The 13,450-nt window shown below is 36.2% G+C and carries 11 protein-coding genes and 1 other RNA gene; 4 read left to right on the forward strand and 8 right to left on the reverse strand.

What is annotated here, in order from left to right; translation table 11 throughout:
- Positions 1-77: 77 nt before the first annotated feature.
- Both ACMHJ2_RS08615 and ACMHJ2_RS08620 read right to left on the reverse strand, forming a co-directional pair.
- Positions 78-398: a DUF6787 family protein gene (locus ACMHJ2_RS08615; protein ID WP_413512488.1), complete on the reverse strand. Its 321-nt coding sequence runs from the start codon at positions 396-398 to the stop codon at positions 78-80.
- A 66-nt stretch (positions 399-464) separates the two neighbouring features.
- Positions 465-1,490, reverse strand: coding sequence for a threonine aldolase family protein (locus tag ACMHJ2_RS08620; protein WP_413512489.1), 1,026 nt, complete (start codon positions 1,488-1,490; stop codon positions 465-467).
- Positions 1,491-1,536: 46 nt separating this feature from the next.
- On the opposite strand from ACMHJ2_RS08620, the gene prfB reads away from it, so the two are divergent.
- Positions 1,537-2,632 (forward strand): peptide chain release factor 2 gene (gene prfB / locus ACMHJ2_RS08625; protein WP_413512490.1). Its coding sequence is split into 2 segments (ribosomal slippage): positions 1,537-1,599 and positions 1,601-2,632, totalling 1,095 coding nucleotides; the frame shifts between segments, so codons are not numbered across the junction.
- Between the two features lie 75 nt (positions 2,633-2,707).
- Here the strand turns inward: prfB and ACMHJ2_RS08630 are convergent.
- The gene (locus tag ACMHJ2_RS08630; protein WP_413512491.1) at positions 2,708-3,475 is read right to left on the reverse strand and encodes an XRE family transcriptional regulator; all 768 of its coding nucleotides are present in this window, start codon (positions 3,473-3,475) and stop codon (positions 2,708-2,710) included.
- A gap of 83 nt (positions 3,476-3,558) precedes the next feature.
- Between ACMHJ2_RS08630 and dinB the strand changes: the two genes are divergently transcribed.
- Complete coding sequence (dinB, locus tag ACMHJ2_RS08635) at positions 3,559-4,716, forward strand: DNA polymerase IV (RefSeq protein ID WP_413512492.1); 1,158 nt, start codon at positions 3,559-3,561, stop codon at positions 4,714-4,716.
- Between the two features lie 2 nt (positions 4,717-4,718).
- On the forward strand, positions 4,719-7,727 hold the full coding sequence (locus tag ACMHJ2_RS08640) for a DNA polymerase III subunit alpha (RefSeq protein WP_413512493.1): 3,009 nt from the start codon (positions 4,719-4,721) through the stop codon (positions 7,725-7,727).
- A 107-nt stretch (positions 7,728-7,834) separates the two neighbouring features.
- Here ACMHJ2_RS08640 and ffs read toward each other — a convergent pair.
- Positions 7,835-7,933, reverse strand: an RNA gene (gene ffs, locus ACMHJ2_RS08645) — signal recognition particle sRNA small type.
- 88 nt (positions 7,934-8,021) lie between these two features.
- On the opposite strand from ffs, the gene ACMHJ2_RS08650 reads away from it, so the two are divergent.
- Positions 8,022-9,098 carry a glutaminyl-peptide cyclotransferase gene (locus tag ACMHJ2_RS08650; RefSeq protein WP_413512494.1) on the forward strand — a complete coding sequence of 359 codons (1,077 nt, stop codon included), beginning with the start codon at positions 8,022-8,024 and terminating at the stop codon, positions 9,096-9,098.
- 105 nt (positions 9,099-9,203) lie between these two features.
- Here the strand turns inward: ACMHJ2_RS08650 and ACMHJ2_RS08655 are convergent, their stop codons facing one another.
- The 4 genes from ACMHJ2_RS08655 to ACMHJ2_RS08670 form a co-directional block, all read right to left on the reverse strand.
- The gene (locus ACMHJ2_RS08655; RefSeq protein WP_413512495.1) at positions 9,204-9,878 is read right to left on the reverse strand and encodes a DUF2461 domain-containing protein; all 675 of its coding nucleotides are present in this window, start codon (positions 9,876-9,878) and stop codon (positions 9,204-9,206) included.
- Positions 9,879-9,910: 32 nt separating this feature from the next.
- A complete protein-coding gene (locus ACMHJ2_RS08660; protein WP_413512496.1) occupies positions 9,911-10,891 on the reverse strand; it encodes a tyrosine-protein phosphatase in 981 nt (326 codons plus the stop codon).
- Between the two features lie 124 nt (positions 10,892-11,015).
- Complete coding sequence (locus ACMHJ2_RS08665; protein WP_413512497.1) at positions 11,016-12,077, reverse strand: linear amide C-N hydrolase; 1,062 nt, start codon at positions 12,075-12,077, stop codon at positions 11,016-11,018.
- A 23-nt stretch (positions 12,078-12,100) separates the two neighbouring features.
- Positions 12,101-13,420, reverse strand: a complete 1,320-nt coding sequence (locus ACMHJ2_RS08670) for a cryptochrome/photolyase family protein (protein ID WP_413512498.1) — start codon at positions 13,418-13,420, stop codon at positions 12,101-12,103.
- Between the last annotated feature and the right edge of the window lie 30 nt (positions 13,421-13,450).

Here is a 13,450-nt window from a genome sequence, read left to right on the forward strand (position 1 = left end):
TTATTAGCACAAAAAAAAGGTAGAGTACACTACTCTACCTTCTTTGTCTTATTTTATAAAAGAACGAATCCTTCTTTTTATTTGTCTATTTTTTGTTTGGGATAAATAAATCCTAGTCCCATTCTTGTCAACATCTTTTTTACAAAATTCCAAAAAAACTCACGCTGACCAAATATTGTTCCGATACAAATCAGAATCACTTTATACATGGGAAAGATAATTAAAACATACAGCACCCAATACAACAAAGGATGTGTTAATCCTCTTTCTATTCCCAAGTAGGTTAAAATTGGTTTTGAAATAAATGCTGCTGTTGACCCTGTAATTGCAAATACAACTAGTATTATCCCAACTTGAAAGTTAGATTTGAGTCCCCAACGTTGCTTTAACTTTTCCATTTATTTATTTTAAATCTAAACAAAAGTAGTGCTTTTTTTGAGTAGTAAAAAACTAATTTTTATTTTTTATAATTCAATTTGATTTAGCGTTTCCAATACATATTCATGCATAACTTCGCGATAATCCAAATGCGTTACAATTCGCAACCACCCTTTTCCTATTTCGCTAATAAGAATATTTTTTTGTTTTAATCGGTCTAAAAACAGCTTGATATTGGCCTCCTTTTCCAAACGAAAAACTAAAATATTCGTTTGTACAGGCAGTACTTCTTTAACCCATGCTTTTTTATTCAACAACATTTCGATTTGCTTGGCGCGATAATGATCGCGTTGCAAACGACTTACATTATTTTTTAAAGCGAATAATGCCGCAGCAGTTAAATATCCGGTTTGACGCATTCCGCCTCCCATCACTTTTCGCAAGCGAATGGCGCGTTGAATCAATTCTTTTGACCCTAATAACACTGAACCTACGGGCGCACCTAAACTTTTTGAAAAACAAACCGAAATCGTATCAAATAAAGCTCCAAATTGAGTAGGGTGTTGTGATTTCGCAACTAAAGCGTTCCACAAACGTGCACCATCTAAGTGCATTTTAATATTTCGAGCCTCACATACTTCTTTAATCCGTTCGATTTCATTCAATTCATAACAAGCACCTCCACCCATATTCGTTGTATTTTCTAAACACACTAATTTTGTAACAGGCAAGTGTATATTGGTTGGATCTGTATAATGATAAATTACATCTTCAGCCGTAATTCGCCCGCGATCACCATCAATCAAGGCACTACTCACCCCATGATTAACGGCCGCTCCTCCACCTTCAAACTGATAAATATGTGAACTTCGATCACAAATTAATTGATCTCCAGGTTGTGTATGTAATTTGATAGCAACTTGATTAGCCATGGTTCCTGAAGGAAAAAACAACGCAGCTTCCATTCCAAATAATTCAGCTACAGCCGTTTCCAATTCATTGGTACTGCCATCTTGTTTATAAACATCATCCCCTACTCTCGCCTTTAACATATAGTTCAACATTTCAGGAGAAGGTTTTGTAATTGTATCGCTAATTAAATTAATTTCCATAAATCCGCAGGAATAAGTATTTTTGCATGTAAAAGTATTAAAAATTATGGTAACCACAGAACAACAGAAGGACATTATTGATCGCCTTGGTGCGTTAAGGAGGTATCTTTGACGTCGATAAGAAGTTAATTGAAATTGCAAACGAAGAAGAAAAAACGTTTGCCCCAGACTTTTGGAATAATTCAAAAGAAGCTGAAATCCTTGTAAAAAATCTAAAATCCAAAAAGAAATGGATTGAAGAGTATGAGCAAGCGAAAGATTATTTGGAAGAACTTCAGATACTCATTGAATTTTACAATGCGAAAGAAGTAACAGAGGATGAAGTTATTGAACAATACAAAAACACACTTGAACTAATTGAGAATTTAGAGTTCAAAAACATGCTGTCTGACGAAGGAGACAACATGAGTGCTGTATTGCAAATTACTGCGGGTGCTGGAGGAACAGAAAGCTGTGATTGGGCCGCGATGTTAATGCGAATGTACATCATGTGGTCAGAAAATAGTGGTTATAAAATAAAAGAACTCAACTACCAAGCAGGTGAGGTTGCAGGGGTAAAAACCGTAACGTTAGAAATTGAAGGGGAATTTGCCTTTGGTTATTTAAAGGGAGAAAATGGGGTACATCGCCTCGTTCGTATTTCTCCTTTTGACAGTAACGGGAAACGCCATACTTCTTTTGCTTCTGTTTACGTATATCCTTTAGCGGATGACACCATTGAAATTGAAATCAACCCTTCAGATATCTCTTGGGAAACGATGCGTTCTAGTGGTGCGGGTGGACAAAACGTAAATAAAGTAGAAACTGCGGTTCGTTTACGACACCATCCTACGGGTATTATTATTGAAAATTCTGAAACGCGTTCTCAATTAGACAATAAAACCAAAGCCATGCAGCTCTTAAAATCTCAACTTTACGAAATTGAGTTGAAGAAAAAACAAGCCATGCGCGATGAGATTGAAGCCAATAAGAAAAAAATTGAATGGGGGTCGCAGATTCGCAATTACGTGATGCACCCTTATAAATTAGTCAAAGATGTTAGAACTAGCCACGAAACAACGGATGTTGATTCGGTTATGGATGGTGAAATTGACGCTTTCTTAAAAGCCTATTTAATGATGATGGGACAACAAGAAGAATAATCAAAAAAAAGAGCTAAAAAAGTGTTTTTTTAGCTCTTTTTTTATTGAAATCCGCTGTATGAAAGCCCGCTGTATCTAATTCACTTTCTTCATCACGTCTTTCAACATATGTCGTATTTCTTGAAACATCGCTTTCGTATCTGCTTCACCTAAATCTTCGGGCTTAAACTCTTCGGTAGCTATACTACAAGCATATTCCCATATTTCTAAGATATCATAAGCCTTAATGCGATAAGGTTCATAAAAGGTATTGTCTGAATGCAATTCATAGGTTTCTTCATCCAGGCGATATACGCGTTTGTAGACTACCCCCTCACTGGCGGTCATCACAATATAGGTATGTCCATTTCGAATATAACTCAACTGTTCAATATAACTGCCAATAATAAAAGAACCCTCTTGATGTGGAGGCATAGAATCACCCTCTATAGGAAAAGCTCTGTATTTGCCTTCTCGCAAAAAAGGCAAAGAGATTTGATCTAAATTTTGAATAAACTCTGGATCGGCATATCCTGATAAATACCCTGCGCGAGCTTTATGTGGAATAATCTCAATAAAATTATTCCCATTGGGATCCACCATAATAGGCAATAAAATGCGATTATCTTCCAATTTTAACAAGTCTTGCATGGGCACTTTCCTCAAATCAACTGAAATGAGTAAATCTACGCTAACATGGAAATAGCGCGAAATTTTCAACAAAATCTCCAAAGGAGGTTCTGAAGCTCCTTCTTCGTATTTCGAATAACGAGCCCGTGTAATAAGTAACGAATCGGCTACTTTTTGCTGAGACAATTCTTTCTGTGCTCGCAAATACCTGATGTTATCTGATAAGTATGACATTTGCTATTATTTATAGCATCAAACATAATACTTTTTGCTAACATACGTAGTAATTTTGTTTAAATAATTTGTAATTCAAAAAGATGCAACGCGCAATAGTACATTTAGATTTAGACAGTTTTTTTGTTTCTTGTGAGCGATTAACGAATCGACAACTCACTGGAATTCCACTTATTATAGGTGGAGGAGATCGCGGTGTTGTAGCAAGTTGTTCGTATGAAGCGCGTGCTTTCGGCGTGCGTTCTGCTATGCCTATTCGCATGGCTATGCGTTTGTGTCCGCAAGCAAAAATTATTAAAGGAGATATGGAACTGTACAGTAAAATGTCTGCGGAAGTAACTGAAATTATAGCCGAAAAAGCCCCTGTTATGGAAAAAGCGAGTATTGATGAATTCTATCTTGACCTAACAGGTATGGATCGTTTTTTCAGTACGCATCAATGGGCGTCGGAATTAGCAACTAAAATAAAAAAAGAAACGCATTTACCTCTGAGTTATGCATTATCCGTTAATAAAACGGTTTCCAAAATGGGTACTAATGAAGCCAAACCTTCAGGGACAATTATTATTTCTGAAAAAGAGGTACAACCTTTTCTCAATCCCCTATCGATTCGAAAAATTCCCATGCTCGGACCAGCTACTTATGATTCACTTGCGCGTTTGGGCATTCGAACCATTGAAACGCTATCACATATGCCTTCTGACATTCTGTTTCAATTGCTAGGTAAAAATGGGTTAGATATTTGGAAAAAGGCCAATGGAATTGATAACTCCTCCGTTGAACCGTACCGAGAACGCAAATCGATATCTGCGGAACATACCTTTTCACAAGATACCATCGATTTGACTGTATTAAGAACCACATTATTAGGTATGATTGAAAAATTAGCATTTCAATTGCGCACGGAAGGCTGGCTTACTTCTATTGTTTCTGTTAAAATACGCTATACAAATTTCGATACAGAAACCAAACAATGTAAAATTGCCTACACCTCAGCGGATCACGTACTCAATGCCTATGTCTTTGACTTGTTTGAAAAACAATACCAGCGTCGTATGCGTCTGCGTTTGATTGGCATTAATTTCAGTGGATTAGTACGCGGAAATTATCAAATTAATTTATTTGAAGACTCACAGGAAATAATGGCCTTATACGAGGCTATGGATCGAATTAAAAAACAATACGGCATGCATGCAGTTCACCGTTGTTCCAGTGCCATACTCAAACCCAAAAAGAAATAAATATGTTGTTAAATTGTCATTCCTATTATAGTTTGCGCTTCGGCACAATTCCGTTAGCGCAATTAGTTTCTACAGCTCAAGAATTGCATATTTCAGCTTTGGCTCTCACAGATATACATACTTTTTATGGGGTGTATGACTTTATGCGCTTATGTCAAAAAGCAGGTATTAAACCGCTAATAGGTGCTGAATTTCGCACCAATAACCAAGTGCAGTATATTGGTATCGCCCAAAGTGAAGTGGGATTTACAGCGATGAATCAATACATTACGCAACACAATAAAACCAAACAACCTTTTCCCAAAAAAGCACCTGCTTTTAGCGATACTTTTATCATCTATCCCCTTGAAAACTGTCCGCAAACCCTGGCGGATAATGAATACATTGGTATTAAAATGCATCAACGCAATCTCTTGTTTCAAGAGCAATGGAAACAGTTGTTGCCTAAAATGGTAATCCTACACCCTGTAACAATTCAACATCCTGAAGAATACGAATTACACCGCATATTACAAGCCATTGATCAAAATACACTATTGAGCAAATTAGAGGCTCAAACCTGTGCTTCACCGAATGAAATTCTTGTAACTGAAGATGAACTTCTACAGCATTTCGAACTATTTCCGTCGCTAATTGCCAATACAAAACACATCGTACAAGCGGCTAATTTTTCTTTTGAATTTAAAAAAAGTAGAAACAAAACCCATTTTACAACTAGCAAATCTCAGGATTTAGAATTGCTTTCCAAACTAGCACATGAAGGCTTACATCGTCTATATGGAGCAACCCACGAGCAGGCAAAAATACGCTTGCAAAAAGAGTTAGACGTCATTGAAAAACTGTCTTTTGCCAGTTATTTTTTAATTATTTGGGATATTATTGTCTATAGTACCCAACGCGGTTTTATGCATATTGGTCGCGGCAGTGGAGCCAATAGTCTAGTTGGCTATTGCATCGGTATTACCAATGTTTGCCCGCTAGAACTTGATTTGTATTTTGAACGCTTTTTAAATGTCAATCGAAAATCACCGCCTGATTTTGATATTGACTGGTCCTGGACGGATCGCGATGCAATCATTGCTTATATCTTTGCCAAGTATGGCGAAGATCACGTCGCATTTTGTGGCGCCATGTCAACGTTCAAATCTCGTTCAATTGTCAGAGAAATTGGCAAAGTGTATGGTTTAGCCAAAGAAGAACTCGATCAGCTGACCAATCGCTATTCCGCAGAAAAAACAGATACCAATTCTATTGTACAGCTCATTTATCACTATGGACAGATGCTAGAAGGTTTCCCAAATCAACGCACCATGCACGCTTGCGGAATTATTATTTCACAAGAAAAACTAACCCGCGTTACGGCTTTGGATTATCCCCCTAAAGGGTATGCTGTAGCTCAATTTGACATGCATCTTGCAGAAGATATTGGCTTTGAAAAATTCGACATTTTAAGTCAACGCGGCATTGGACATATCAATGAAGCCGTGGAGTTGATTCAACAAAATCAAAACATCTCTCTGGATATACAAGATATCTCCCTTTCTAAAAATGAAAGCAAATCGAACACCTATTTACAGGCAGGAAACACCATAGGCTGTTTTTATATTGAAAGCCCCGCTATGCGCGGTTTATTGAGAAAATTAAAGTGTAATAATTACAAAACATTAGTTGCAGCTTCTTCTATTATCAGACCTGGAGTTGCCCAAAGCGGTATGATGCAAGAATATATTTTTAGACACAACAACCCCAATCAATTTGACTACTTTCATGAGGTTTTCAAAGATCAATTAGGGGAAACGTACGGAATCATGGTTTACCAAGAAGACGTGATTAAAATTGCCTTGCATTATGGAGGCTTACCTGCTGAAGATGGAGATATACTCCGTCGCGCGATGAGCGGAAAGAGTCGTTCAAAAGAAGGACTACAAGCGGTTCGTCAACGTTTTCTTGCCTTGTGTCAAGAAAAAGGACATCCCCAAGCTCTCAGTGAGGAAATCTACCGCCAAATAGAATCTTTTGCAGGTTATTCCTTTTGTAAAGCGCATTCCGCTTCTTATGCAATTGAAAGTTACCAAAGTTTGTATTTAAAAGCACATTATCCTTTGGAATTCATTGTAGCGGTTATCAATAATCAAGGGGGATTTTATCGTACAGAAGTATATGTTCACGAAGCTAAAATGTCTGGCGCACGTGTCTTCCCTCCTTGCATCAACCGAAGCAGTCAAAAAGCAACCTTGAGAAAACGAGATATATTTTTAGGTTTTCAATTGGTAAAGAACTTAAATTCTGCTCTAATTGATACTATCCTTACTGAACGACAACAAAATGGCAATTATACCTCCCTTGCTGATTTTATTCAACGCGTTCGCATCCCTTTAGATGCACTGGAAACGCTTATTTTTATTGGTTCTTTTCAATTTACAGGTCTTCAAAAAAATGAACTTTTAATTCAAGCGAAACTGCTATTCAATAAAGCGAAAGCTAGACCTACGTTACAGTTGTTACAGGAACCAATTAAAACCTTTCAATTTCCACAATTGAAGCGAACCGTTGAAGAAGATGCTTTTGATGAATTGGAATATTTAGGTTTTCCGGTTACTTGTAGCCCTTTTAGCTTATTACAAACGAAATTTAGAGGAGAAATCACAACTAAAGACTTCTGCTATCACAAAGACCAAAATACGCGCTTAGTGGGCTATTTAATCGCTTTAAAGCCTATTCAAATCAAAAGTGGTTTGATGTATTTTGGCACGTGGATTGATGCTCAAGGCGATTATTTTGACAGTGTACATTTTCCTTCTAGTTTACAACAGTATCCTTTTCAAGGGAGTGGTTGCTATTTGTTGTTGGGAACGATCCAGATTGAATACGATGTTCCTACCCTACATATACTTAAAATGGCTAAACTTCCTTTTATGCCAGACCCTAGATATAATTTGGAGGAAAAGATAAAACCAACACAAACGCAAAATGCACTGAATTTACCGAAACATCGCTTGCGTTTTTTGTAAATAGCGAAGAGTGAAAGGGTGAAGAGTGAAATTTCACTATTCTCTCTCATTTCCTATACTTCAATTAAAGGCAAAAAAAAATCCCCTAACTAGGAGATTGAAGAAAAAAATGGCAAGCTACCTACATCGCACCGCTACAACCACATACCTTTGCTGCGTTCCCACCCTGGAGGATTCTGAGGGAGCTGGTCGTGTAGGACTTGCCGTTGCAAATATACAACGATTTTATATTTTTCCAAGTGTTTCGTACTATTATAATATCTTTTGTATATTGTAATAAAATTAAAATTACCGATGAAAAAATCTAACATGCTTATACCCTTAGCCTTATCACTAGCTATTTTCAGTTGTTCTGAGAAAAATAATTTAGAAAAAAATGTAATTTCTTTAAATACTTCTGAATTAAAGCAGGTTTATAACGATAAAGAGACTATAAAATTAAGCTTAAACCTTGCTCCAAACACCGAGCTAGACTCTGTTGTATACCATTTAAACGATATTCGCCTAGGGGCGGTAAAAGGCAATGAAATACTAACAGTCCCTCTAAAAGGTCAAAAATATGGCGCCTATACACTCAAGGGGACGGCTTATCTCAACCAAGAGAGCAAAGACGTTTCTTCACATATTAGCTTACTTTCTTCTATTACGCCACAGCTAGTTAATTACACCATTGTCAATACAATTCCACACGATAAAAAAGCGTATACCCAAGGGTTGGAATTTCACAACGGAATTTTATTTGAAAGTACAGGTAATGGTGAGGGAGTAGGAACCCATAGCAAAGGCGTATCGAGTGTACGTCAAATTAATCCAAAAACAGGTGAAGTTATCAAAATAAAGGAACTTCCAATGGAAATATTTGGTGAAGGCTGTACCATTCTAAACAATAAGTTATATCAATTGACCTATAAAAACAATGAGGCTTATGTATACAATCCAGATACTTTCGAAAAAATAGCGACGATTCCTTACTTTAAAAAAACCGAAGGCTGGGGCTTGTGTAATGATGGGCAATACTTGTACATGACCGATGGTTCAGAAAAAATATATAAACTCAATCCAGATACATTTGAAAAACTCGATGAAATAGTTGTTGCAAATCAAAAAGCTACATTCCCAAATATCAATGAATTAGAATGGGTAAAGGGTAAAATCTATGCTAATTTCTATGGATATAATGGCGTTGCTATCATTGACCCTACAACTGGAGCGGTAGAAGGTGTTATTGATCTTTCTCAGCTTTATGATTTTGTAGATCAACATCCCGATTTAGATGTGTTAAACGGCATTGCTTATAATGCTAAGACGGATACTTTTTTTGTAACTGGTAAAAACTGGGATAAAATGTTTGAAATTAAACTGCTTAAATAACAAAATATAAAACATAAAAAACGTGATACTACTAAATGGCATCACGTTTTTTTTAACTTTCCTTTTGGGACTGAATCAGTCCTATACATTTCTATTTATTGAATATTATTCATATAAGCTAACCCCATTTACATCTGTAGTTAGAATATCTGACATATAATCAAAAAAGGGTTTCATTGCTTCAAATGTTTGAATAACTTCCGTTATAAAATTAGGCTGTAGCACCTCTTTATCTGTAAAAGAACGCATCACTAAAAACTGTTTTTTACGCAATAAATCAATGGCTGGATGTTCTTTATCAAACCCTTTGGGTGCTGTTTTTAGCTCCTCTCCTGTTAATTCACCAAAAGCTTTTACAAACACGGGATTCGCGATAATAGCACGCAATTCCGAATCATCTAGCTCAATCTCTTTTCGGATTCGCAGTAAATCGTCTTTATTAGGTTCCCAAAAACCACCGCCTACAAAACTCTTTCCTGGTTCTATACTAATATAGTATCCTCCTCTCAACAAAGGTTTCTTCCTACCGATATGCAAACCAAAATACGTTTTATAAGGGGTTTTATCTTTTGAAAAACGCACGTCTCTATATAAACGATGTACGTGAAATAAATCTACCTCATCGACAACTGCCATTTGATCAAATACGTTTTTAAAAAAGCCTTTTACTTCCGTAAAAACAGCATCTACCTGCGGTTTATTTTCTGCGAACCAAGGTTTATTGTTGTTTTTATCTATCTGTTTTAAAAGGGCTAGGTGTTCCTGTTTTAAAAAATTCATATCCTTTATTTTCAAACTAGTGAATTACAAATTTACTTTAAAAAATTGGTATGTTTCTCAACATACGCTTGTCGTTGTTCGTCTGATATTGCTAAGCCATTTTTAATATACTCATCAATTGATCCATACTTTGCGTCGATAGCAGTAAACATAGCTTCTAAATAATTGGGTTTAATCCACGTAAAGTTTTCAATCACCTCATAGTTTATTTTAGGGTATAAAATCTTTCCAAATTTCGCCAATTTCATCCGACTGGATACATCGGCAATACGTTCATTATTAGAGACTAAGTACTCCTCCAAAATAGTTTGACGATCTACATTTAAAATACTTAGAATTAAAGCACTAATCATCCCCGTACGATCTTTTCCAGCAGAACAATGAACCAAGGTTGCTTGTTCATTATCCAAAATAGACACGATAATTTCTCGAATCTTCATCGGATCATCCAATACGTAAATGCCATAAAATTCTTCTACTCCCGCATTGGATTCTTCTACGGTGACTCTACCTTTTAACACCTCAGTTTTTGCTTTGCTAAATCTATCTTCTGAATCATCAAAAGCTTGATAATTAAAATATTGAATTGATTTTGGTAAATGATCGGGGTGTTTTTTAATTTCTTTATCCGTTCTCAAATCAATAACTTGAGAAATGGAATATTGTTCTAATGTAGCAAAGTTCTTTTTTTTCAATTTCCCTAAGTGCCCACTGCGGTAAAATTGTCCGGATTTAATGACCCGTCCATCTTTGGTCATAATTCCCCCTAATTCACGAACATTGGAAACATCCTTAATGGCTACGTCTTTATTGGCTGCTAGAAATAATTCCTTTTGTTTTGTACTTGGTGATTCCTTTTTTTCCTCTCCGCCAGCATAGCTTTCGTATAAGGTTTGGTAATTTTCTTGTGTATCTAATTCTGAGAATACTATCGGTTGATAGGCATGTTTATATGAACAACTCGTCAGCATAGCCATGACTCCTACTACACAAAGTATTTTATAATTCTTCATAACTCTGTTTGTATTACTTCTCTCAAAGTTAAGCATTTCTATTCTATTTCCATTTTTCATCAATGGCAATAAAAAAAGCAATGCCGGTTAAGCATTGCTTCTTCTATATCGAATCAAATAAAAACTAAATTCCCATAAATTGGAAAGGTTTAGTATTTGCCAAATGCGCATTAGCTAAACCAAAATATTGTTGTTTGTTTGAAACATCTAATTTTTTTACCGATGCTTTTTCGCTAAAATCCAAGGTTTTCAAATCCAACCATAAAGGAGCTAAAGTCAAAGGATCTTCATAATAATACACTAAGTTTTTTTGATCTGAAACCGTTCTCCATCTTGTTGTAGATAAGTTGGGTTGGTTTTCGATATGTACACCATAAGGAACAGAACAGTTTCGAATTACACTAAACGCTGATCCTACCGCAATTACTGTATCATCGCTTTGTTCAACAGCTGTTGCATAATAAGACGCTCTTGCAAAGCGATCTTCTGATCTTCCTGTTCCAGGTAATACTAAGTTTCCTGGTAAAAATTCCCAATAATTTCTAATAGCTAATTGCTTATCGTATGTAGGTGAATTTGTTAATACGGTATAGGAAGGATCGTGGTACACCATTAATTTTCCATCAATATATTCTAAAATAGCATTATCCCCTTTTGCATCTGAAATAGATAAATGCACGGTTGCCAATGAATTCCTACCAGGCGTATTCGCCGTCACAATAGTAATGGGATTTTTTTGTAAATCAGCAACTGCTTCTTGTACCGTCGCATAGTTATCCAAAACATACTGTGCCCATAAAGCCAAACTCATTCCTTTTTGCTTTACACTTCCATTAGGGTCATAATCTGGGTATTGGGATTCAATCAACCACAAAATATTAGATACAAGTCCCTTCTCATTCATACCGTCTGAGGTAGCAATATCAAAAGCCGATACAATCACACTTCCGTATTTTGATTTCCACTTAGCTGAAGCCTTACCTACCTCTCCTGTGCGTTCCATTCCTCTTGGAAACACCCAAATATTAGAATACATGGCATCTTTCCAATCCATCGAACGCGCCGTGATAATTGTATTATTAGGGCCTTTATACACTATACGTGTACAAGCATAAGCCTCTGATGCAAAGGGTAACAAAAATGCTGCTAAAGCTAAATTAGCTACCCAAATTTTCCATTTTTTCATAGTTAGAGATTTTTATGTGTTTTTTATTTTAAGGCACGTTTAAAAGCTAATAAAGCGCGTTCTCTAGCGAACTTATGCTCTACGATAGGCGTGATATAGGTAGATTCCTCATACTTGGGAATCCATCGTTTGATATATTTCAAATCCTTATCAAACTTTTTTTGTTGTTCCGAAGGATTAAAAATTCGAAAATAGGGAGCGGCATCACAACCACAACCCGCGGCCCATTGCCAATTTCCTACATTCAAGGCCAAATCGTAATCATTCAATTTTTGGGCGAAATACCCTTCTCCCCAACGCCAATCAATCAACAAGTGTTTCACCAAAAAACTAGCTACAACCATTCGCACGCGATTGTGCATATACCCCGTTTGATTTAGCTCTCTCATTCCAGCATCCACCATAGGATATCCCGTTTCTCCCTTACACCAGGCATCAAATTCCGCTTCGTTATTTCGCCAAATTATATTTTCATATTGTTTTTTAAAACATTCCCTTGCGCTATGTGGATAATGATACAGAATTGAAGTGAAAAATTCACGCCAAATTAATTGGCTCAACCAGGTATCATTAAATGTAAGTGCTTGTTTCACACAAGTTCTAACTGATACCGTTCCAAATCGCAACGCAATGCCCAAACGGGTTGTTGCATCTAAAGCGGGATAATCCCTATTTTGTGTATATTCTTGGATAATAGTTGCATCAAATACAGGGGGAGTAAAATATAAATCTTCTGATTCCCTATAGCCTAACTGTTCTAAAGTAGGACGCTTAAATACCTCTTGTCTCCCAACAAAGTACGCTTCTTTTAGCGGGACAGACCAATCTTGTAAATCTTGTTCCACAAGTTTACTTCTCCATATTTTAGCATAAGGCGTATAAACTTTATAAGGCGTTTGGTCGCTCTTCAAAATTTCATCTCCTTGAAAAATAACCTGATCTTTATAGGCATAAAAATCAATATTTTTAGAAGCCAGAAAATGGTATACTTCAGTATCTCTTTGTATTGCTGAAGGTTCATAGTCCGCATTGGTATAAACGGCTTTAATCTTGTACGTTTTTACGAGCGTATCAAAAGCCTGTAAAACAGTATCGTGAAAAAAGCATATCCCACTGTTATAGAGTTGTAACTGTTGATCAATCGCTTGTAAAGCTTGATATAAATACGATACTCGTTTGTCTTTTTTATCTGGGAATTGCTCTAAAATTGCTGTATCAAAAATAAAAACAGGTAAAACTTCGTAGCCTGATTGTATGGCCTGATGCAAACCTACAGTATCCGTTAAACGGATATCTCTTCTAAACCAGAATAGTACAATTTCTTTCATAACAGTAAATCTCATAAAAAAGACCTTTTATTAGTGTTAATAAAA

Source organism: Myroides odoratus (assembly GCF_965118575.1).
GTDB lineage: Bacteria > Bacteroidota > Bacteroidia > Flavobacteriales > Flavobacteriaceae > Flavobacterium > Flavobacterium odoratum_B.

Excerpts from the sequence above, each read along its gene's own strand:
- ACMHJ2_RS08615 (WP_413512488.1), bottom strand. The coding sequence starts at position 398 with ATGGAAAAGTTAAAGCAACGTTGGGGACTCAAATCTAACTTTCAAGTT.
- ACMHJ2_RS08620 (WP_413512489.1), bottom strand. The coding sequence starts at position 1,490 with ATGGAAATTAATTTAATTAGCGATACAATTACAAAACCTTCTCCTGAA.
- ACMHJ2_RS08630 (WP_413512491.1), bottom strand. The coding sequence starts at position 3,475 with ATGTCATACTTATCAGATAACATCAGGTATTTGCGAGCACAGAAAGAA.
- dinB (WP_413512492.1), top strand. The coding sequence starts at position 3,559 with ATGCAACGCGCAATAGTACATTTAGATTTAGACAGTTTTTTTGTTTCT.
- ACMHJ2_RS08640 (WP_413512493.1), top strand. The coding sequence starts at position 4,719 with ATGTTGTTAAATTGTCATTCCTATTATAGTTTGCGCTTCGGCACAATT.
- ACMHJ2_RS08650 (WP_413512494.1), top strand. The coding sequence starts at position 8,022 with ATGAAAAAATCTAACATGCTTATACCCTTAGCCTTATCACTAGCTATT.
- ACMHJ2_RS08655 (WP_413512495.1), bottom strand. The coding sequence starts at position 9,878 with ATGAATTTTTTAAAACAGGAACACCTAGCCCTTTTAAAACAGATAGAT.
- ACMHJ2_RS08660 (WP_413512496.1), bottom strand. The coding sequence starts at position 10,891 with ATGAAGAATTATAAAATACTTTGTGTAGTAGGAGTCATGGCTATGCTG.
- ACMHJ2_RS08665 (WP_413512497.1), bottom strand. The coding sequence starts at position 12,077 with ATGAAAAAATGGAAAATTTGGGTAGCTAATTTAGCTTTAGCAGCATTT.
- ACMHJ2_RS08670 (WP_413512498.1), bottom strand. The coding sequence starts at position 13,420 with ATGAGATTTACTGTTATGAAAGAAATTGTACTATTCTGGTTTAGAAGA.